At 36.4% G+C, this 18,038-nt stretch carries 19 protein-coding genes and 4 pseudogenes; 19 read left to right on the forward strand and 4 right to left on the reverse strand.

The window, feature by feature from the left end:
- The first annotated feature begins 74 nt into the window (after positions 1-74).
- The 7 genes from JCM1039_RS02475 (at position 75) to JCM1039_RS02500 (ending at position 6,817) form a co-directional block, all read left to right on the forward strand.
- Positions 75-1,097 carry a hypothetical protein gene (locus JCM1039_RS02475; RefSeq protein ID WP_236692601.1) on the forward strand — a complete coding sequence of 341 codons (1,023 nt, stop codon included), beginning with the start codon at positions 75-77 and terminating at the stop codon, positions 1,095-1,097.
- Between the two features lie 25 nt (positions 1,098-1,122).
- Complete coding sequence (locus JCM1039_RS02480; protein WP_236692602.1) at positions 1,123-1,674, forward strand: AAA family ATPase; 552 nt, start codon at positions 1,123-1,125, stop codon at positions 1,672-1,674.
- Between the two features lie 102 nt (positions 1,675-1,776).
- On the forward strand, positions 1,777-2,352 hold the full coding sequence (locus tag JCM1039_RS02485) for a hypothetical protein (protein WP_236692603.1): 576 nt from the start codon (positions 1,777-1,779) through the stop codon (positions 2,350-2,352).
- 19 nt (positions 2,353-2,371) lie between these two features.
- Positions 2,372-2,500, forward strand: coding sequence for a hypothetical protein (locus tag JCM1039_RS12820; protein ID WP_269082127.1), 129 nt, complete (start codon positions 2,372-2,374; stop codon positions 2,498-2,500).
- Positions 2,472-3,806, forward strand: coding sequence for a fibronectin type III domain-containing protein (locus JCM1039_RS10355; protein WP_236692604.1), 1,335 nt, complete (start codon positions 2,472-2,474; stop codon positions 3,804-3,806). The genes JCM1039_RS12820 and JCM1039_RS10355 overlap by 29 nt, the downstream gene beginning before the upstream one ends.
- 306 nt (positions 3,807-4,112) lie before the next feature.
- The gene (locus tag JCM1039_RS10360; protein ID WP_236692605.1) at positions 4,113-4,895 is read left to right on the forward strand and encodes a DUF262 domain-containing protein; all 783 of its coding nucleotides are present in this window, start codon (positions 4,113-4,115) and stop codon (positions 4,893-4,895) included.
- A gap of 131 nt (positions 4,896-5,026) precedes the next feature.
- Complete coding sequence (locus tag JCM1039_RS02500; protein ID WP_051523206.1) at positions 5,027-6,817, forward strand: DUF2075 domain-containing protein; 1,791 nt, start codon at positions 5,027-5,029, stop codon at positions 6,815-6,817.
- Positions 6,818-6,959: 142 nt separating this feature from the next.
- On the opposite strand, the pseudogene JCM1039_RS10365 reads toward JCM1039_RS02500, so the two are convergent.
- Positions 6,960-7,250 (reverse strand): annotated as a pseudogene (locus tag JCM1039_RS10365) (transposase); the annotation flags it as partial.
- On the opposite strand from JCM1039_RS10365, the pseudogene JCM1039_RS10370 reads away from it, so the two are divergent.
- The 3 genes and pseudogenes from JCM1039_RS10370 to JCM1039_RS02520 form a co-directional block, all read left to right on the forward strand.
- Positions 7,244-7,546 (forward strand): annotated as a pseudogene (locus JCM1039_RS10370) (S-ribosylhomocysteine lyase); the annotation flags it as partial. The pseudogenes JCM1039_RS10365 and JCM1039_RS10370 sit on opposite strands and share 7 nt — an antisense overlap.
- Before the next feature lie 107 nt (positions 7,547-7,653).
- Positions 7,654-8,469, forward strand: a complete 816-nt coding sequence (locus JCM1039_RS02515; protein ID WP_025014526.1) for a Cof-type HAD-IIB family hydrolase — start codon at positions 7,654-7,656, stop codon at positions 8,467-8,469.
- A 14-nt stretch (positions 8,470-8,483) separates the two neighbouring features.
- Positions 8,484-9,665, forward strand: coding sequence for a hypothetical protein (locus JCM1039_RS02520; protein WP_025014527.1), 1,182 nt, complete (start codon positions 8,484-8,486; stop codon positions 9,663-9,665).
- Positions 9,666-9,729: 64 nt separating this feature from the next.
- Here JCM1039_RS02520 and JCM1039_RS10375 read toward each other — a convergent pair.
- The 3 genes and pseudogenes from JCM1039_RS10375 to JCM1039_RS02535 form a co-directional block, all read right to left on the reverse strand.
- Positions 9,730-10,958, reverse strand: a pseudogene (locus JCM1039_RS10375) (MFS transporter).
- Positions 10,959-11,107: 149 nt separating this feature from the next.
- Entirely contained in the window at positions 11,108-12,640 is a 1,533-nt protein-coding gene (locus JCM1039_RS02530) for a YfcC family protein (RefSeq protein WP_025014528.1), read from the reverse strand.
- Between the two features lie 123 nt (positions 12,641-12,763).
- Positions 12,764-13,543 (reverse strand): hypothetical protein, encoded by a 780-nt coding sequence (locus JCM1039_RS02535; RefSeq protein WP_025014529.1) that lies wholly within the window; start codon positions 13,541-13,543, stop codon positions 12,764-12,766.
- Positions 13,544-13,678: 135 nt separating this feature from the next.
- Between JCM1039_RS02535 and JCM1039_RS02540 the strand changes: the two genes are divergently transcribed.
- The 9 genes and pseudogenes from JCM1039_RS02540 (at position 13,679) to JCM1039_RS02580 (ending at position 17,539) form a co-directional block, all read left to right on the forward strand.
- Positions 13,679-14,011 (forward strand): putative quinol monooxygenase, encoded by a 333-nt coding sequence (locus tag JCM1039_RS02540; RefSeq protein WP_025014530.1) that lies wholly within the window; start codon positions 13,679-13,681, stop codon positions 14,009-14,011.
- Positions 14,012-14,013: 2 nt separating this feature from the next.
- Positions 14,014-14,436, forward strand: coding sequence for an N-acetyltransferase (locus tag JCM1039_RS02545; protein WP_025014531.1), 423 nt, complete (start codon positions 14,014-14,016; stop codon positions 14,434-14,436).
- A gap of 81 nt (positions 14,437-14,517) precedes the next feature.
- Positions 14,518-14,754 (forward strand): annotated as a pseudogene (locus JCM1039_RS02550) (aldo/keto reductase); the annotation flags it as partial.
- 187 nt (positions 14,755-14,941) lie between these two features.
- A complete protein-coding gene (gene hpt / locus JCM1039_RS02555) occupies positions 14,942-15,475 on the forward strand; it encodes a hypoxanthine phosphoribosyltransferase (protein ID WP_025014533.1) in 534 nt (177 codons plus the stop codon).
- 394 nt (positions 15,476-15,869) lie between these two features.
- The gene (locus JCM1039_RS11870; RefSeq protein WP_081775134.1) at positions 15,870-16,016 is read left to right on the forward strand and encodes a TRAM domain-containing protein; all 147 of its coding nucleotides are present in this window, start codon (positions 15,870-15,872) and stop codon (positions 16,014-16,016) included.
- On the forward strand, positions 15,979-16,275 hold the full coding sequence (locus JCM1039_RS11650; RefSeq protein ID WP_155831091.1) for a hypothetical protein: 297 nt from the start codon (positions 15,979-15,981) through the stop codon (positions 16,273-16,275). The genes JCM1039_RS11870 and JCM1039_RS11650 overlap by 38 nt, the downstream gene beginning before the upstream one ends.
- Before the next feature lie 45 nt (positions 16,276-16,320).
- Positions 16,321-16,746 (forward strand): class I SAM-dependent RNA methyltransferase family protein, encoded by a 426-nt coding sequence (locus tag JCM1039_RS11655; protein WP_155831094.1) that lies wholly within the window; start codon positions 16,321-16,323, stop codon positions 16,744-16,746.
- A gap of 11 nt (positions 16,747-16,757) precedes the next feature.
- A complete protein-coding gene (locus JCM1039_RS11875; RefSeq protein WP_236692606.1) occupies positions 16,758-17,213 on the forward strand; it encodes a methyltransferase domain-containing protein in 456 nt (151 codons plus the stop codon).
- Between the two features lie 86 nt (positions 17,214-17,299).
- Positions 17,300-17,539, forward strand: a complete 240-nt coding sequence (locus JCM1039_RS02580; protein ID WP_025014537.1) for a hypothetical protein — start codon at positions 17,300-17,302, stop codon at positions 17,537-17,539.
- Positions 17,540-18,038: the final 499 nt, after the last annotated feature.

Genomic DNA, 18,038 nt, shown 5'->3' on the forward strand with positions numbered 1-18,038 from the left:
ATATCATCTAACTATGTCTTTTTGAGTACACGATAAGTGGTAAAATATCGTTGAATTGGAAAGTTGAGGATGAAATGAAAAAGATTGGGAAAATATCAGTAATTTTGTTAGCAGGTTTAGCTTTAGCTGGCTGCAGTCAAAAGCCTAAGCAAAAGACTTCATCTAAAGGCAGTGCGACTATCAAAGTAACTGAGAATAAGAAACAGCCTAAAAAGATGGGGCACTTATCAGATCAAGATCTAAGTCCGCAGAAAGCGGTAGCAGTTGTAGTTGCATATGCTGGTAATCGTTATTCTGGTAGTTGGAACAAGGCGTTGCTTGATGGTAAGCAAAACGGTATTGAAGTCGATTTAAAGAATCAGTCAAATTATTCATATATGAATGAGGGTAGCGGCGTAGCTTATATGGTATCGGCAGATGCTGGATATACTCTTAAGCAAGTGAATGGAGAGAATATTTATTATCTCTTTTCAAATGGTAAAAAATTAGGATCTGTGACCATGAAGCAAATGGTTGATTATTTGAATGAACGTGGCTCAGATAGTTTGGTAAATAGTTTAGCTCAAAATGCCAAGGTGAACGATGAGCGTTCGGATTCAAGCGATGATTCTTCAGATTCTGCTGGTAAAAAATCAAACTTACCAGGAGACGACGGATTGTTTAATGTGCCAACTGAATTTCAAGGTACTTGGTATACTTATAATGATGATAAAATGTCTATTATTAAAATAAGTCAAAACAAAATCAACGTTGATAATTACGTACAAGAATTGCATAAAGTAAAAGCTGGTTTTCTTGATAAATATACTTATGGTGATATGTCTGCATCATATCATGAAGCAACCAAAAATTGGGGAATGGCTGGTATGGGAAGTCAACGTGTTCATGGAATAAATTATATGAATGTCCGTGGTTGGATGCAGGAAGCAGGGGATGGAGACTTCTATGGTCTACATACTGAGAACGGTCAATCTGTTTTAGTACTTGCTCAAGGAGCCGGTCCATGGGTAAGTGGCGTTGCCTGGAAGACGCCACAACTTGCTCAACAATATAAGCATAAGAAATTTAAGGATTTGTATTACCAAGATGACCAATAATATGAAAAGGATACCGTTAATCTTAATGTTGGGGCCACAAGCTTCAGGTAAATCTAGTTTCATTAAGATGAACGATTTACAAAACTATACTATCTCAGCTGATGAGATAAGAATTCGTTTAAATGGAATTAATTTAAATAATGGGCATCCCCAAATCAACTTTGTGAATCAAACTGAGAAAATCGTGTGGCAAATTTTTAATCAAATACTGCAAACACGGTTACAAAATGGCCTACCAACTATTGTCGATAATACAAATTTAGGCGGGCATGGATTTAATCCAATTAATGATATCTTGAAAAGAGTACCGGATAATTATCAAGTGTATGTGATCGATTGTTTTAAACCACTACTGGATGCCAATGATCCACTAAGTGAGGAATCATTAACTCATGCTTTAAAAATTCTCGACCAACGCAATCGTGATCGAGAATATTCAGTGAATATGGATATTATTCAACGTTTTGTTGATTATTATGCTCACTTCGAAATACCAAATAAGGTAAAAGTGATTAGCTCTGCTGATCTGCAGAAAGTACAGGATTTGATTGATCTAATTCTAAATTTTAATAGGTAAAAAATCTAACTTAAATTAAAGAGTCAGCATACTATGGAATGCTATAGTGTGCTGGCTTTTTGTTATAATAAATATAAGAAATACGTTAACAAGGAAGATAAAATGAAAACATTAACTTTACAGTATACAATTAGTCAAAAAGGTTGGACGGATTTAAGACAGAACGGCAAGATCAGTATTGATGAGCAATCATATTTACTTAATGCGATTCGTACACAAGATCAATATTTCAAGAATATCTATCTTGAACAATATCTGTTGCAAAAGATTATTAAAGATACGTTGCCAGAAGCAAAGAAGCCAATTTTGGCTAAAAAGATACCGATCTCTTGTACACCATTTCCAGAGCATGTAACCGAAATGCCGGATGCCGGTGAGATTTTGTTGGAACTTGTAGTTCCAGAGAATGAGGTTGTATCAGTTGATTATCGTACTTGGCTTTATTTAGCTAGCGAAGTAAATAAGACAGTTGAAAAGTACAATAGCATGAAAGATATGAATACAATCTTGAAATTGCCTGAAAAGGAATTAAAGATTGATAAGATGATGCGAGTTCAATTGCTTGATGTGTTAAATCCAGCTAAGACAATGAACTTTATCCCTGAACTCAAGTTAGATCAAGTCAAAATGGCTTATCAGACGGCTGATGGTCAACTTGAAGAACTTGAGGATTATTAAGCAGAAGAAGGTTAAAACTATGAAGAGGAGAGGCTATTTAATTGGTGCAGTAGTTGCCGGTGCATTGCTTTTTAGTTTAAACACTAACGTTCAAGCTGCAACAGTACCAATTTCTGGTAATGCAAACCAGCTATGTCAGAAAGGGTAATCAGTACCGTTTCTATTTCAAGGCACCAACTAGATTAACTGTTACCACCAAGGCAAAGTATAAGATCCTTAATACTTCAAATTGGGAATGCATCCCTTATAAAGGTAAAAACAAGAATACCAAGGTCTTCTATTTGCGTTCTGGTCATTACAATTTGACTACTAAATCTGGTAAAAATGTAAAGATCAAGACTAGCGCTACACGAATTACCAAGATCAGAAATAAGCTGGAGACTTTCTCTCATAAAACTTATCCGTTAGAAACGCATTTTACCTCAGCTATCCCAATAAAAATAGGACAGACGGTTACTGGTATGACTGATATGTATCATACTGAAAAGCTGAATACGATGAATAGATATAAATTTACGCTGGATAAAGATCAAAAGGTAACGATGAATATGTCTGTTCAACCTGTGTATGAGAACAGTTGGTCTAATATTTTTAACAATAATGACATTCAAATTGTGCAGGACACAGATTATGGTTATGCGTTAAATCCATGGAAAACCAAAGGAACCTTAAAAAATGGAAAATATTCCTGGAATTTAGAGAAAGGGACTTATTATCTAGAAAAAGGTTCTGCTCGTGGTCGTTTCAGCTTTAAGTTGACTAGCGAAGATACGAATGCTATTCCGAGTACGCCTAAGTTGACTAAGGTTAGCTCAACTGAAGATAGAATCAAGGTTGATTATACTAAAGCTGATAATGCGATTGGTTATGGAATTTATGGTTCTTCTCTAAGACGGTATAGATCAAATGATCCTTTGCTTGATACCGCATCAATGATTGGACATAGTAATTTCACCCCTGACGGCAATTATCCTGATGTTTTAACTCAGACAATTTCAAAGAATAGACTGATTAACGGTGAAACTTACGATATTGCTGTTCGTGCGATGAATGATGAAGAAGGTAGAAGCTTTAGCCCAGTTTCAGCAAATCAAAAGTTTACTTACTATATTCCTTTGAAGGGAAGTCATGAGAAACCAAAGACACCAACGCTTAAAGTTAGTTATTATGACGACCATGGTTCTGATGAACCATATATCGACATTGAAAGGGACGTTAACCCAGAAACTGACAGCTATGAGATTCAATATAGTTTGAAAGGCAGCAATAAGTGGGCAACCTTCTTTAGTAAAGCTAGGAGTGGCGATATAGTAGACGATCCAACAAATAATTTTGGACAAGACTTTAAGAAGGGGCAAGTTTACGAAGTTCGTGTTCGTGCATTTCACAGTAATTTGATCAGTGACTGGTCCGAGGTTAAAACAGCACGCGTTGATGTTACGCCGAATAGGTAGGAGATAGTTAAAAACGTCTTTTGATTAGGTTGTTTTTCAAGCATGTTCTTTGCCTCCTTAAGTTTATGAGCTAAGAATAGCCGAAAAATGGAAGCTAAGAAAGATACTTCAGTTTTTTACGCTTACGAGCATTCCAGAGAGGGATGCTTTTTATTTTTTAGTAATCGTAATTACAGTAATTATAATTATCGTAAGTACGATTACTGTGATTTAAATTACTGAAAAAGAGGACTCCTCGTGATGATTGGAAAGAGTGTTAGCAAAAGATATATAATAATAAGATAAAGTAAAATAGGAGTATTTAAATTGAAGGCAGATAGTATTAACTTATTTGATTTTTTAGGAAATGGAAAAACTATTTTTAAAATTCCAGTCTTTCAACGGAATTATGAATGGGGCAAGCCCCAATGCGAACAACTTTTTAATGACTTGTTAACAGCAGAAAAGGAAGATCAAGATCATTTTATTGGTGCAGTAGTTTACGTTACTGACTCAGGTAAAAAAATGAGTCATATTTATCGAATTATTGATGGGCAACAAAGACTAATGAGTTTGACTCTATTGCTTAAGGCTATTTCTGATATTGATGCAGAAAATAAGGATGAAATTGAAGAACAGTACTTAACCAATAAATATTTGGATGCAAATAATCATCTTAAGTTGAAGCCCGTTGATCATGATGCTGATGCCTTCTTTGCTGTAATGAATGGTAAAGAATATAATAACCCATCTAAAGTAGTAGAAAATTATAATTATTTTAAAAAGAGAATAACTGATTCTGGAATTAATACTCCTCAGCTTTATGAAGCTATGAATCATTTTGCAATGGTATATATTGAATTAACAAATGATCCTGGGGATGAAAATCCACAAATTATTTTTGCAAGTCTTAATTCAACTGGCGTGGCTCTTTCAGCTTCTGATTTAGTAAGAAACTTTTTATTAATGAGCTTAAATTTAGAAAATCAAGCATATCTTTATAAGGAATATTGGATTAAAATAGAACAATTCTTTACTACAAATGCATTTACTGAATTTTTACGTCATTATTTAATCGTAAATTGCAATAATAAATTGAACACTTATTAGATAATGCAAAGAAGCTTAGGGCTGACCATAATTTTGATTTTACAATCGGCGGTCTGTATTTTATTAAATAGGAGTGAAGATTATTGAAAACACCATTAAAAAGTCCAGTTATTTTCCCAGTTAAATACGATATGGCTACAGCTAGCGAACTTAATAATCAAATCCGTAAAAAATATGATAATGATGCCAAGAAACAAGCACTCCTTATTGAATATCCAACAGTTTATATAATTAATAATACATCTGTTAAAAATAAGGATTATACAGTCTATGTTGGTGAAACTAATGATATTCAACGCCGGACTTTACAACATCTCGATTCAGATCCTAAAGAACGAGAAGATTTTTTTGATCTAAAAAACTCTAAGAATGTTCAAATGTATGTAATTGGACATGAGCATTTTAATAAATCAATGACATTAGATATTGAAAATAGATTAATGCAATATCTAAGTAGTGTGCCAGCGGTGAAACATTTAAATAATCGCCGACACAATGATCAAAATAAATATTACGATTCTGATGAATTTGATGATTTATTCAATAAGGTTTGGAAAAAGTTAGGAAAATATGATCATACGCTTTTCCCAGCACAAAGTATTTTGGAATCATCCGCTTTGTTTAAAGCGTCTCCTTTTAATAAATTGACAAATGAACAACTTGAAGCAAAAGCAGAGATAATTGAGAAAATAAATTTAGCTTTATATGAACAAAAAAATAAAGAGCAAGAAGACGGTCAATTAATCCTGGTAGAAGGGGATGCAGGTTCTGGTAAAACTGTATTAATGAGTAATATTTTTTATGATGTAGTTCATGAAAATCAACTAACATCTAAAGAAGAGAATACAAAGTCTGATAGTCAACGATTAACAGTTTCAATGCTGGTTAATCAAAAAGAACAGCTTAAAGTTTACGAAGAAATTTCTAAGAAGTTATTTGGTAAAGATGATAACGTCAATGTTGAAAAGCCAGTAACTTTCATAAAGAAAACAGATCCTAAGCAGAAAGTAGATATTGTTTTAGTAGATGAAGCACATTTATTACTAACTCAACGAAGTCAGTCTTATTCCAATGATAAGCGACATCCCGAAATTCAAGTTGGTACTAATATGCTGAAGGATATTTTGAAAAGAGCCAAAGTGGTAATGGCTGTTTTTGATCCTAAGCAATTTCTATCAACAAATACTATATGGACAAAGTCACAATTTGAACAATTAGAAGATAAAACTGGAAAAGAAAATATAATTCACTTGCATAACCAGATGAGAATAGATGCTTCTATGGCAACCATTACATGGATTCGCAATCTGATTGATAAAGGTATTGTTGGAAAAATTCCTAGGGATGAAAAATATCAAATAAAAATCTTTAGTGATCCCGCAAAAATGCAAAAGGCTATCGAAAGTAAGAATCAAGATCAAGAAAATGGGATTAGTCGTATGGTTGCAACTTTTGATTGGGAGTATTCTGGAGGTAAAAGAAAGCTTCCAATGGGGCAAGATTATTGGGAAGTTTCAGAAGATAATTGGAGAATGCCATGGAATTATGAAATAAATAGACGTGATTCATATGAAAAATCGCATCGAACTCAAGGTCATGTAAAATACAGCGATCAGTCATGGGCGGAAAAAGATTATACTATTAATGAAATTGGCTCAACATATACTGTCCAAGGTTTTGATCTAAATTACGTTGGAGTTGAACTGGGACCGTCTGTTAAGTATCGTAATGGTAAAATAGTTCATGATGCCTCTTTAAGCAAAAATACTAATGCCACTCAAAAAAGAGATTCAAATAAAAGTTACGCAGATGAATTATTAAAAAATGAGTTTAATGTATTACTAACTAGAGGAGTGCATGGTTTATATATACATGCAGTTGATCCAGTACTTCAAAGGGCTTTAGAAAATGCTGCAAAATAGAGAATAGATTTCCTTTCAAATATCCAACTTATTATATCTATACTAAAAATGATCCCAACTCAACGGCGAGGATCATTTTTCTGGCTCTTTGTCAAATGGTGTTGATAAAAGTCAATTAAAAATTAAATAATAGGAAAAGGCATTAGGCTGCTAAATAGTAGTCTGATGCTTTTTCTTTAATAATGGCATCCTTTTTTTCTAGCTTGATTCTGGTTACTAGATGATTGAAGTTAGCGTAACCGTAGGCAGTACGTTCAATCTGTTTAATCTTACGGTTGGTTCCTTCATGGCAACCGTTTGATTCATCGAACTTAGCAGCGTTGAGAATATCATGTAGATTACGTTTGAAAGTATTTAAAGTGGTGTGCATCATATTGCCAACATGATCTTTGCTTTGAATTAGGCTTCGTAGCTTCTTGGTATCTCTATCTTTTTGCAAGTTTACTCCGCGATCGTCTTGACGGCGTTATCGATTGTTCGCCATTCGGCTGTCGGACTGGTTTTCACTTGATCGTTTGGGGCGAGCATTCAACTACTGAAGTTGCAAAAGCTCTTAAGTCCTCACTTGAAGAAATTCGCGATACCGTCACTTTGGAAGACGTTCCAGGAACCACGATTAAGACCTGTGGTAACTATCGCGATCACTCACTCTTTACTGCAAAAGAATGGTGTCGTGATATCCTTGAAGAAGGCATCAGTGACGATCCATTTGAACGTCATGTCATCTAAGTCGGTTAATTATTAAGATTAAGCTAGGTTTTTGCACCTAGCTTTTTTTAATGCTTTCATTTTGTTATACTGAAAACGTATTCAATTTAGAAAGATGTGAATTTTTTATGTATAAACTAATTGCCTGTGATCTTGATGAAACTTTGATTGATGATGATGCGCATGTCTGTCAGCGTAATGTCGATGCGATTAAAGCAGCGACAAAGCTGGGCGTGAAGTTTGTCCCAGCAACTGGACGCGGCTATCGAGCAATTGAGAAGACGCTGGCAGAGATCGGTCTGAAGGATAAGGCAAATGAGTATGTGATTTCTTTTAACGGGGGATGCATTACTGAGAATAAGGATAATCAAATTATGAAGTTTCAAGGCTTGGACTTTGCTAAAGCCGACGAACTTTATCGTCTTGGTTTAAAATTCAATGTCTGCATCCACGTATATACCAAGGATATGGTTTATGTCTATAACGCAGATGAAGATGAAATCAGGTATCTGAAACTACGTCACGTTTACAAGATTATTGATGAACCAAATCTTGACTTCTTAAAGGGACAAGACATCGCCAAAGTTTTATACGGTAGTACTGATGTGCCATATTTAGAAAAGATAGCTATTGAAATTAGCAATAGTACCAATGATCTCGACGTGTCATATTCTTCCAACCGTTATCTTGAGTTCAACCATCAAGGCGTCAACAAGGGTGAAGGCTTGCTTTGGCTTGCTGATAAGCTTGGCATCAAGCCTGAAGAGACGATGGCCTTAGGCGATAACTTTAACGATCTTTCTATGATTAAAGCAGCCGGATTGGGTGTTGGCGTGGCTAATGTTAACCCTAAGATGAAAGACGACTGTGACTATATTACCAAAGCCAATAACAATCAAGGCGGCGTTGGTGAGGCAATTGAAAAATTTGTTTTAGAAAAGTGATGAGGTAAAGATAGATGAAATTTAACAAGAAAATCCTAATGATTTCTGCTGCAACTTTGATGTTGGTTAGTCCTGTAGCAAGTTTGGCTAATGCAAATACTATTTCTGCAGCAAGCGTAAAGAAGGTTTCATACGCAAAGCAGACCACTGTGACGGTTAAGAAAAAGACGCCACAATTGTTCATGGCAACTGGCGGCCGTGCTTTAACCACTGGTAAGTACTACAAGAAAGGTCAAAAGTTGACTGTTGATCAATTAGGCGGCATGAATATTTTAGCTAATAGTTCTCCAGATGCTTACCACATTAAGGGCACCGATTATTATGTTTGGGCTAAGGACGTTAAAGCAAAGCATGCCTTACAAGATATCGATTATACAAGTCGTGGTTTGACTACAGTGCGGACCAATAAGTCTAAGGCGCCACTTTACTCATTTGACGCTGAAAAGTCTACTCCAGCTGGCTATGCCTTTATGAAGGGGACTGATTTTAAAGTTAATGGTGCAATGTACTTGTACAATGCTAAAACTGACAAGAGCGAATTGTACTACCATTTGACTAATCATTATCACACCATGGCTAATTTGAAGACATCACCGGATTTCCCTAACAGATTTAATACGGAGCTAGTTGATACTGGGGATGCTTTTGTGAAGGCTAGCGATGTTAATTTCTTTTCTGGCAAGAAGTTGAAGCCAATTAACACAGCTGCTTCCGCAAAAGATGGTAGCAAGATTGCTATTTTAGAAAACCAGGAAGCTGACTTGAAGGATTTACTTGGCAAAGTAGATAGTGTCAAGAATTCAGTTAAATACAAGTTGTCTAGTTCTCTCAAGCGTGACAATTACGATCTAGCTGTGAGGGATGCACAAACTCAGGTTAACTCAAGAAAGTTAATGTCAACTGCTGAAGCACAATACTTGATCTGGAGCCTTAAGACTTATGAAAGTGAGCTTGATGGTGCCAAGGTGAAGGTTGGCACCATGAATAAGTTGACTTCAAATGAGAAGCTCGCAATTGGTTTGTTGGTGATTTCTGTTTATGGTAAAAACACTGACAAGGAAAGCTTATATGGCTATGCCAAGTTTAATAAGGGCAATGACAAGACCTTTACTTTAACTATTGAAGATATGCATAATCAGAATAAGGTTGTTTCAACCAAGACAATGAAAACTAGTGATTTTGCACAAAAGAGATAAGACGATAAAAAGAGGGATGTATCGATTTGATGCATCCCTTTTAGTTTGTTTATTTTGTTTTTATTTAATCGTTATTGCTTAATTCTTTAAGGCCTGGCAAACTCATCATAACAATGAAACTAATGATGTAGAGGCTGAAAGAAAGCCCATGACAACCGTTAAATTGTAGTGATCCATCAAGATACCGATGACAACAGATGAGAAACCACCGATTGCACGGCCAATGTTAACGATGATGTTGTTAGCTGAAGAACGAATCTCAGTTGGGTAGAGGCGACTGATTACTGCACCGTAACCACCAAACATCCCATTTGAGAAGAAGCCCATGACTGCACCGATGATGAGTAAAGTAGCCATGTTTTGTGCAAGTGATAAAACATAAACCATGACAGCTGAACCGATCAAGAAGATGGCGAAGGCTCTACGTGGACCGAAGTGGTCGAAGATGTTACCGAAGGTCATCATACCGATGCTCATGCCGACGATAGTTGAGATCATCCAAATACTTGAGCTAGATACGTTTAAGTTCAATTGCTTTTGCACGATGGTCGGTAACCAGTTCATTAAGCCGAAGTAACCAGCGATTTGGACGGTCATCATGACCATCAAGCCTAAGCTTTGAAAAGCAAGACGTGGGGTTGAAAACATTTTTTTAATGACATCACGTAATAATGAACCTTTTTCATCTTTTTTAGCTTGGAGGAATTGATCGCTTTCATGCAAATGTCTTCTGATAAAGACTGTTAAAATTACTGGGACAATTCCGACCAAGAATAGTGCGTGCCAGCCAGCTATTGGAATAATCCAAGCCGCAATTAATGCCGCAAAGATCGCACCGATTTGACCACCGACTGCCGCAATTGAGGTCATCTTACCAATTCTGTCGCTTTCAAAGTTTTCTGCGATTAAGGCAATGCCTACGCCATATTCACCACCGGCACCAATACCAGCGAGAAAACGTAAGGCGTAGATCTCATAGATGTTGTTGGCAAAAGCCATTAAACCGGTAGCTAGGGCGAAGATTAAAACCGTGTGTGAGAAAGTTTTAACCCGGCCAATCTTGTCGCCCAAGATGCCGAAACAAATACCACCAACTAACATTCCTAAGTTAGTGATTGAGGAGATCAACCCAGCGGCTCCACCAGAGAGGTGCAAATCCGCAATTATTGAACTCATTGCAAACGATAAAAAAAGCACATCCATGTTTTCAAGCGCAAAACCTGATGAAGTAGAGGCGATGACCCACTTCTGGTTTTTACTTAGTCCATGACTGTGTTGCGTAATATATTCCATATTTAATTCCTCCAAAACGAATGCTCTCTGTCATCCAATTATTTCTTCGTCTGTATATGATACGCTTTTTGAATAAAGAAACAAGGGCTGCTATGAAAAAAGATCATCCTATCGTGCTGAAAGAATGATCTGAAAACTTTGTTTTAAATTTAATATACTAGCAATCCAACGCCTAATGCGACTAGACACAAGACAAATTCGATTACCAGTAATTTCCAACACCACTTGAACCATTTGTTAAAGTCGATGTTAACCATCATCAAACTCATCAAGATTAATCCGGTTGGGGCAACCAAGGAAATAAAGCCAAGGCCCCAGTTGTAGGCATCAATTACACTAGCACGGTCGATTCCAACCACATTGGCAAGTGGTGCCATGATTGGCATGGAAAGTACGGCCAAACCAGATGATGATTGAATGAAGAATCCCAGAATGATGTAGACGATAAACAGGAACCAAATGAAGATTAATGGACTCATGCCAGAAATCTGTTGGCTGAAGAAGTGCATGATGGTGTCACTGGTGTGACTGTCGTCCATAACAATGGAAACGGCTCTCGCCAACCCGATTGTTAAAGCAACACCAAGCAAATCGCTAGCACCATCAACGAAGGCTTGCACAACTTTGTGCTCGGAAAGTCCTGAGAAGATAGCCATCAAGTAGCCGGCAGTTAAGAAGACTACCGAAATTTCGGTGAAGTACCAGCCTTTTTGTTGTACACCCCAGATCATGACGATAAAGGCAATGCCGAAGATGATCAATGATAATTTTTGTTGCCAAGTAAAGTTGGCTGGTTTGTTAAAGTCGGCATCGTTTAAGTACTTTTCACGATCTTCTTCGGATTGGTCGTAAACAACAGATTTAGTAGGATCTTTACGTACCTTTTCAGCGTAGCGAATGACATATACCATACCAACTACCGTACAGATGACCCACATGGTAATTCTGAGTGGTAAAGCTCTGGCGAAGTTAACACCGGCAGTGTTAGAAGCGATGATCGTTGAGAATGGGTTAATGGTTGAAATCATGGTCCCAATACTCGTTCCCAGGAAGATCGTTCCTAGAACTGTCATCGTATCATACCCGGCTAGCAGGAAGACTGGAATTAGGATTGGGTACATAGCCATCGTTTCTTCGGCAAGACCAAAGGTTGTACCACCAAGAGAAATTAGCCCCATCACAAGGATGATCAACAGAACTTGCTTACCTTTGATTTTCTTAGATAAAGCCTGCATCCCCGAGTTGATCGCGCCGTTTGCGTGAACGACACCAATACATCCACCTAGGATCAAAACGAAGGCGATGATGTCGACACTTTGAGCGATACCTTGTACCTGTGAGGTGAAGAACTGATTGATCGCCTGCCACAGGTTAGGCTTCTTTAAATTGATTCTCTCGTAAGAATTTGGAATAGCAACTGGCTTGTAGATTGTGCCATCCTTAAATTTCTTGACTGCAATGTTGACCTTGTACTTCTTTAAAGTGGCCTGAGTAGCAGGTTCTTTGTACCTTTTACCACTTGGTCTGGTAACTACGAAATCTTTATTGCTGGTATCATAAACAATCGTCGCATAGTTACCGGCAGGAATAACAAAAGTCAATAGTTGAACAAGCAAAAGCACAATTATGATGACGGTATAGGCCGTCGGAAATTGGTGCTTTTTCTTCTTTTTAGTAGCCATAATAAAACCTCCTTACTTGTATAACTGTTGATTTATAGTTTTATTATACAGTTAAGGAGGTATCTTTTGATAGCGATTTCATATAAATATAATAAAAAAGCCGAGCTTAACTCGACCTTCTTGTTATTCAGCGTGTTTACCGCGATTTCTGTGCCAGAACTTGCGTGGAATACAGATTGCGGCGATTACTATAATCACCAATGGAGTAACCACGAATTTCAAGATGTTGCTGTTACGTTCAGCTTGTACATTAGCATGATTTTTGGCAGTAGCAGGTTTGTTCTTCTTACTTGTTGCCTTTTTCTTATTAGGCTTACTGCTGGTAGCTGCCTTACTTGGACTAGCATTTTGCTTTTTGTTTAAATTAGAAGTAGCAGAATTTGGCATCTTGTGTTGGTGACGCCATTTGTCTGTTTTCTTGATTGCTAAATGGTTGTTGTGATTATCCTTTGTTACATTCTGTGAATGTTGTTGATTATGGATAGTGGTTGTGCTATTACTATCCTTTTTATTTGGCAAATAGTAGGCACAATCGATGTAGGTGACACCACTTGGATTGTTAGGATCAACTTCAAGGGCACGTCCACCATAAGGGGGATTGCCAGCTATCTCAAAGTCACCAATTCTCTCTGGTAATTGCCCCATGTTAAAGAATTGCCGCTCAGGGACACCGTTAACCACTTTTACCGTATCGGCATACATGACTTGTAAGGTTTGACCAGTATATTGATTTATGCAACGCCAATATAATGATTGGTAGGTTACATTTTGTTTATTTGTTTCAGATGTTTGTGGTTGATTAGTTTGATCATTTTCATCAGCTAAAGCTGGAGTAGTCGTTAAAAGCAGGGCAGCTGGTAACACTGCACACAGTTTGATGAGGAATTTTCTTTTGTTTAACATTTGTCTCACCTCTAAATAATAACGCTTACTTTCTACTTAATTTTAGCGATAACTTTCGATGAATACAAGTTAAGAATAAGCAAAGATTATAGTAAAATAACTAATGAAAGCGATTTTACAAAGGAGAGACAAATTATGAGTTTGACTGTAAATCTTTATTACAATGGCAAAAATGGTGATGCCAGAAAGTTCGCACAAGAAATGGAAGACAAGGGTATTGCAGGTCGTATTCGTGCCGAAGAAGGTAATGAAAAATATGATTACTTTATCCCAATGGACGATCCTGAGACGGTTTTATTAATCGATAGTTGGCGTGATCAAAAGGCGCTTGATGCTCACCATGCTTCACCTATGATGAAGGAATTGGCTGACTTGCGTGAAAAGTATGACTTGCATATGCGCGTTGAACGCTATATCTCAGATGACAGCGGCGTGCCTGCAAGTGATCAAAAGTTTATTCGTAAATAAAGATGATTAGAAAATATCAAAAGAGTGATTTAGATGCGTTGATGCAGATTTGGCTTGAGGGCAACCTTGATGCACACGATTTTATTGATCCAAGTTATTGGCATGATAACTATGAATTGGTGAAAAAAGAGTTGCCGAATGCTCAGCTGTATGTAGATGAAGAAGATGGCGAGATAGCTGGTTTTGTAGGGATGCAAGGTGACTATATTGCCGGTATCTTTGTTAAAAGAGATTATCGGGGCCGCGGTATTGGCGGAAAGCTGATTGACTTTTTGAAGCTAAAGCATGATAAATTGCAGCTGTCGGTGTATGAAAAGAATGAGGCGGCTATTAGTTTTTATCAAAACCGTGGTTTTAAGTTAGTGAAAAAAGAGATTGATCAAGAGACTGGTGCAGCCGACTGTTTAATGGAGTGGGATGCATAAAAGTAATGCCTAGAAATTTATAATAAGTATTTTTTCATAATGGACTAGCGGTATTAAGCTTAAAGTAATGAAAGTCAGGAAAAGCATGGTGTTGAGATGTCAGAAATTGCTTTAGCTTTGGAATGGGCTAAGGGTATCACTGCTCCAATTGTTGGTTCAACGAAGATCAAACACCTTGAATCAGCTGTGAATTCGATGGACGTAGAGCTCACACTAGATGAAGTAAACTATTTTGATGAATTGTATGTGTCACACCCAATTATCGGTGCAATTAATCAAAATCCACCTGAGGGCACAGTGGTTTTAGATAGGAAATAGAGTAAAGAAACTATTAAGTGTAAAATCTTAATAGTTTTTTATTTACTCTCACTAAAACACGAACAATAATATATAAAAATTATGATTAATTAATAAATTAGCCAGCAATTTTAGTAAAATACTGTAAAACTAAAAAAATATATGTTAAAATCTTACCGTTAACTAATTTGAGAGGGAAATAATCAACATGAATAACGACATCGAAAAAGTATTATTTGATCAAGATCAACTTAACAAGCGCATGGATGAAATGGCAGCTCGCCTTAACAAGAAATATGAAGGGCAAGAACCAATCGTCATTCCAGTTTTGAATGGCGCAATGATCTTTGCCAGTGATATGATCAAAAGATTAACTTTCGAATTAACAATTGACCCAATTAGAGCCTCCAGTTATGAAGGTACCAGCTCTACTGGTAAGGTTAAGATTACCCAAGACGTGAAGTCAGACGTTAAGAACCGCCCAGTAATCTTCATGGAAGATATCATTGACACAGGTAGAACTTTAAAGGCACTTAGCGACTTGATGAAGGAACGCGGTGCCAAGAGTGTTGAAGTTATTTCTATGTTAGATAAACCTGAGACACGTGTAGTTGACTTCTACCCAGATGATTATGGTTTCAAGGCTCCTAATGAATTCTTAGTAGGTTACGGCTTGGACTACAACGGTCTTTACCGCAACTTGCCATATGTTGGTATTCTTAAGCAAAGAGTTTACGCTTAGATTTAATATAGATAATGTAAAAAAAGACATAGCTTATCTCATTTAAATAGGTTATGTCTTTTTTAATATTCATAAATACAATTGATAAGATTTTGCATATTTAAAGTTACAGAAAAAACGTATAGTATTTGATTTTCACTTGTCACCGCTAATCGATATCTTATTTTATAAAAAAGGAACTTATCTATTAGCTATAAAATATACTGAGAATGAACTTTTATCGCTAACTGTATTCTTGTATAGCTTAATTTAAATAACGAAAAATGGCTTTATAATGCGCTTTTTGCTTTGACTAAATTAAAAAATTTAATATCAAATAGTTAAGGGAGTATAAATGTTATTAGTTATAAGGATTTAAATGGTTTGTTAGTAAATTGAATACGAGGCGTACAATATGAGAGAAAAAGATATTTTAGACGTAACTATTGCCGATCTTTTCCCTGAAGGTAGAGGCCTAGCAAAGTACGGTAATAAATTAGTATTTGTTAGGGATGCCTTACCTGGTGAAGAAGTTAAAGCTGAAGTTGAAGAAGTTCATTAAAATACGAAAAAGTACTGAAATTATCAAGTTTAGTCCTGATCGAGTTCATGATGACTATTCAAAGTGGGCTCACAAGGGTTATGCACGTTGGGCTAACTTACAATATGACAAGCAATTAGCTTTTAAGAAGGAAAGGATTCAAAGATTGTTAACCAAGGAAGGCTTGAATGGCATTGAAGTTGAAAACGCTATTGCTAGTCCATTTCAAAAGCATTATCGCAATGAAGTAGTTTTCCCAGTTCGTAAGGTCAATGGATAAATCGAAATCGGCTTCTATGAACCACGAACAACCAACTTTATTCCTTTGAACAATTTCGTCACAACTAATAGCGATATTGAAAAGGTATTGTTTGGTGTACGTGACACCTTGAGTGAACTTGATGTTTCCGTTTATGATCCTGATACTAATACAGGTTTTGTTAGAGATATCGATGTTCGTCGTTCAGAAACTAACGATGGGATGATCATTACCTTGGTTACCCATAACAAGGATGACGTGAAGTTGTTGGAACTTTCAGGCTTAATCACCGAGAAGTTCCACAATGTTAACGGCATTGTATTGAACTTTAAACCACACAAGACTAACGAAATTTTTGGCAAAGAAAATATCCCTGTTTGGGGCAATGACTTTATTGAAGATGAAATCAATGGCGTTAGCTTCAAGATCTTACCTAAGAGTTTCTTCCAACCAAACGGCGGGCAATTGAAGACTATTGTCGAAAAGCTCTAGAGGCTGCAGATTTGCAAGCAGATGACGACTTAATTGATGCCTACTGTGGTGTGGGCAGCTTTGGCTTGATTGCAGCCGATAAAGTAAAATCAGTCCGCGACGTTGATAGTGAAAGAACCACGATTGAAGATGCTAGATTTAACACCAGGAAGAATAAGGTAGAGAATGCTAATTTCTACATCGGCAATGCTGATCAAGTAATGAATCGTTTAGCTAAAAACAATGAAAATACTAGCGTCATTATTGCAATTGCTCCTAAGAAAGGCTTGTTAAAAGGCTTTATTGAAGCTAGCGTAAAGATGCAGCCAAGAGAGTTTATCTATCTCTCATTTAACCCAGACACTTTGGTACGTGATCTTAAGTACTTTAAGCAAAATGCTTATGAAACTAAGGCAATCACACCGATTGATGTTGCACCTCAAACACTAGATATGATGTGCATTTGCAGACTAGATAAGGAAAATTAATTTAAAATAAGAAGCCTAACATAATTAGGTAAAAATGTTATAATGACTGTGTTGGAGTTTATTTATAAGAAAAGAGATAAAAGCGAATGAACACAATAGCATTTAACCAACAATTATCAGACAAATTGAATGAAACTCTAAATCCTGATTTGTACTCAACACCAGGTAAAGGTGAAATTACTGTCGTCGCAAATGAAAAGAAAGATTTGCGTGAATACCGCATCATCACCAAAGACAACAAGGTTGTTGATTTAGTTGATGCTTATGACTCTGAGCACGATGCCGACTACCAAAAGTTAGTCGACTTCCTCAAGGACTACCGTTAATTAAGAATACAATTAAGCCCCAGAGCTATATCAGCTCTGGGCTTTTTTATTTGCTTGGCTTAATAATTTTCTAATAAATAAAACAAACATAATAGAGGTAGATATAATGAAAACACAACTAAGATTTAAAGTGGGCCAAGATTATTCTGAACAACAAAATGGTTTGCCAAAGGCATTCTTCAATAACCTAAAATATAGCTATATGAGTGTCAATACTCGTTATCTTTACATGATTTTTACTCTACGGATGACAGAGTAACAAAATAAGGGTTGGATGGATGATGATGGCAACATGTACATCATTTATTAAGATGAAGATTTGATGAAAGAAATGCACTGCAAATCTTGTACAGTAGATAAATTGAAAAACGAACTAGTTGAATTTGACTTGCTATCAATGGAGGACATTTTAACCATTTGTATCCCTTACATGTAAGCAATTCGTATAGCCATTAGGGTGAAAAAGGTACATAAAATTGTGCCTTTTTTGTTATTAAAT

Source organism: Lactobacillus kitasatonis DSM 16761 = JCM 1039, from assembly GCF_000615285.1.
Classification (GTDB): domain Bacteria; phylum Bacillota; class Bacilli; order Lactobacillales; family Lactobacillaceae; genus Lactobacillus; species Lactobacillus kitasatonis.

Coding starts and splice junctions, on each gene's coding strand:
- JCM1039_RS02475 (WP_236692601.1), top strand. CDS start 75: ATGAAAAAGATTGGGAAAATATCAGTAATTTTGTTAGCAGGTTTAGCT.
- JCM1039_RS02480 (WP_236692602.1), top strand. CDS start 1,123: ATGTTGGGGCCACAAGCTTCAGGTAAATCTAGTTTCATTAAGATGAAC.
- JCM1039_RS02485 (WP_236692603.1), top strand. CDS start 1,777: ATGAAAACATTAACTTTACAGTATACAATTAGTCAAAAAGGTTGGACG.
- JCM1039_RS12820 (WP_269082127.1), top strand. CDS start 2,372: ATGAAGAGGAGAGGCTATTTAATTGGTGCAGTAGTTGCCGGTGCATTG.
- JCM1039_RS10355 (WP_236692604.1), top strand. CDS start 2,472: ATGCAAACCAGCTATGTCAGAAAGGGTAATCAGTACCGTTTCTATTTC.
- JCM1039_RS02500 (WP_051523206.1), top strand. CDS start 5,027: ATGGCTACAGCTAGCGAACTTAATAATCAAATCCGTAAAAAATATGAT.
- JCM1039_RS02515 (WP_025014526.1), top strand. CDS start 7,654: ATGTATAAACTAATTGCCTGTGATCTTGATGAAACTTTGATTGATGAT.
- JCM1039_RS02520 (WP_025014527.1), top strand. CDS start 8,484: ATGAAATTTAACAAGAAAATCCTAATGATTTCTGCTGCAACTTTGATG.
- JCM1039_RS02530 (WP_025014528.1), bottom strand. CDS start 12,640: ATGGCTACTAAAAAGAAGAAAAAGCACCAATTTCCGACGGCCTATACC.
- JCM1039_RS02535 (WP_025014529.1), bottom strand. CDS start 13,543: ATGTTAAACAAAAGAAAATTCCTCATCAAACTGTGTGCAGTGTTACCA.
- JCM1039_RS02540 (WP_025014530.1), top strand. CDS start 13,679: ATGAGTTTGACTGTAAATCTTTATTACAATGGCAAAAATGGTGATGCC.
- JCM1039_RS02545 (WP_025014531.1), top strand. CDS start 14,014: ATGATTAGAAAATATCAAAAGAGTGATTTAGATGCGTTGATGCAGATT.
- hpt (WP_025014533.1), top strand. CDS start 14,942: ATGAATAACGACATCGAAAAAGTATTATTTGATCAAGATCAACTTAAC.
- JCM1039_RS11870 (WP_081775134.1), top strand. CDS start 15,870: ATGAGAGAAAAAGATATTTTAGACGTAACTATTGCCGATCTTTTCCCT.
- JCM1039_RS02580 (WP_025014537.1), top strand. CDS start 17,300: ATGAACACAATAGCATTTAACCAACAATTATCAGACAAATTGAATGAA.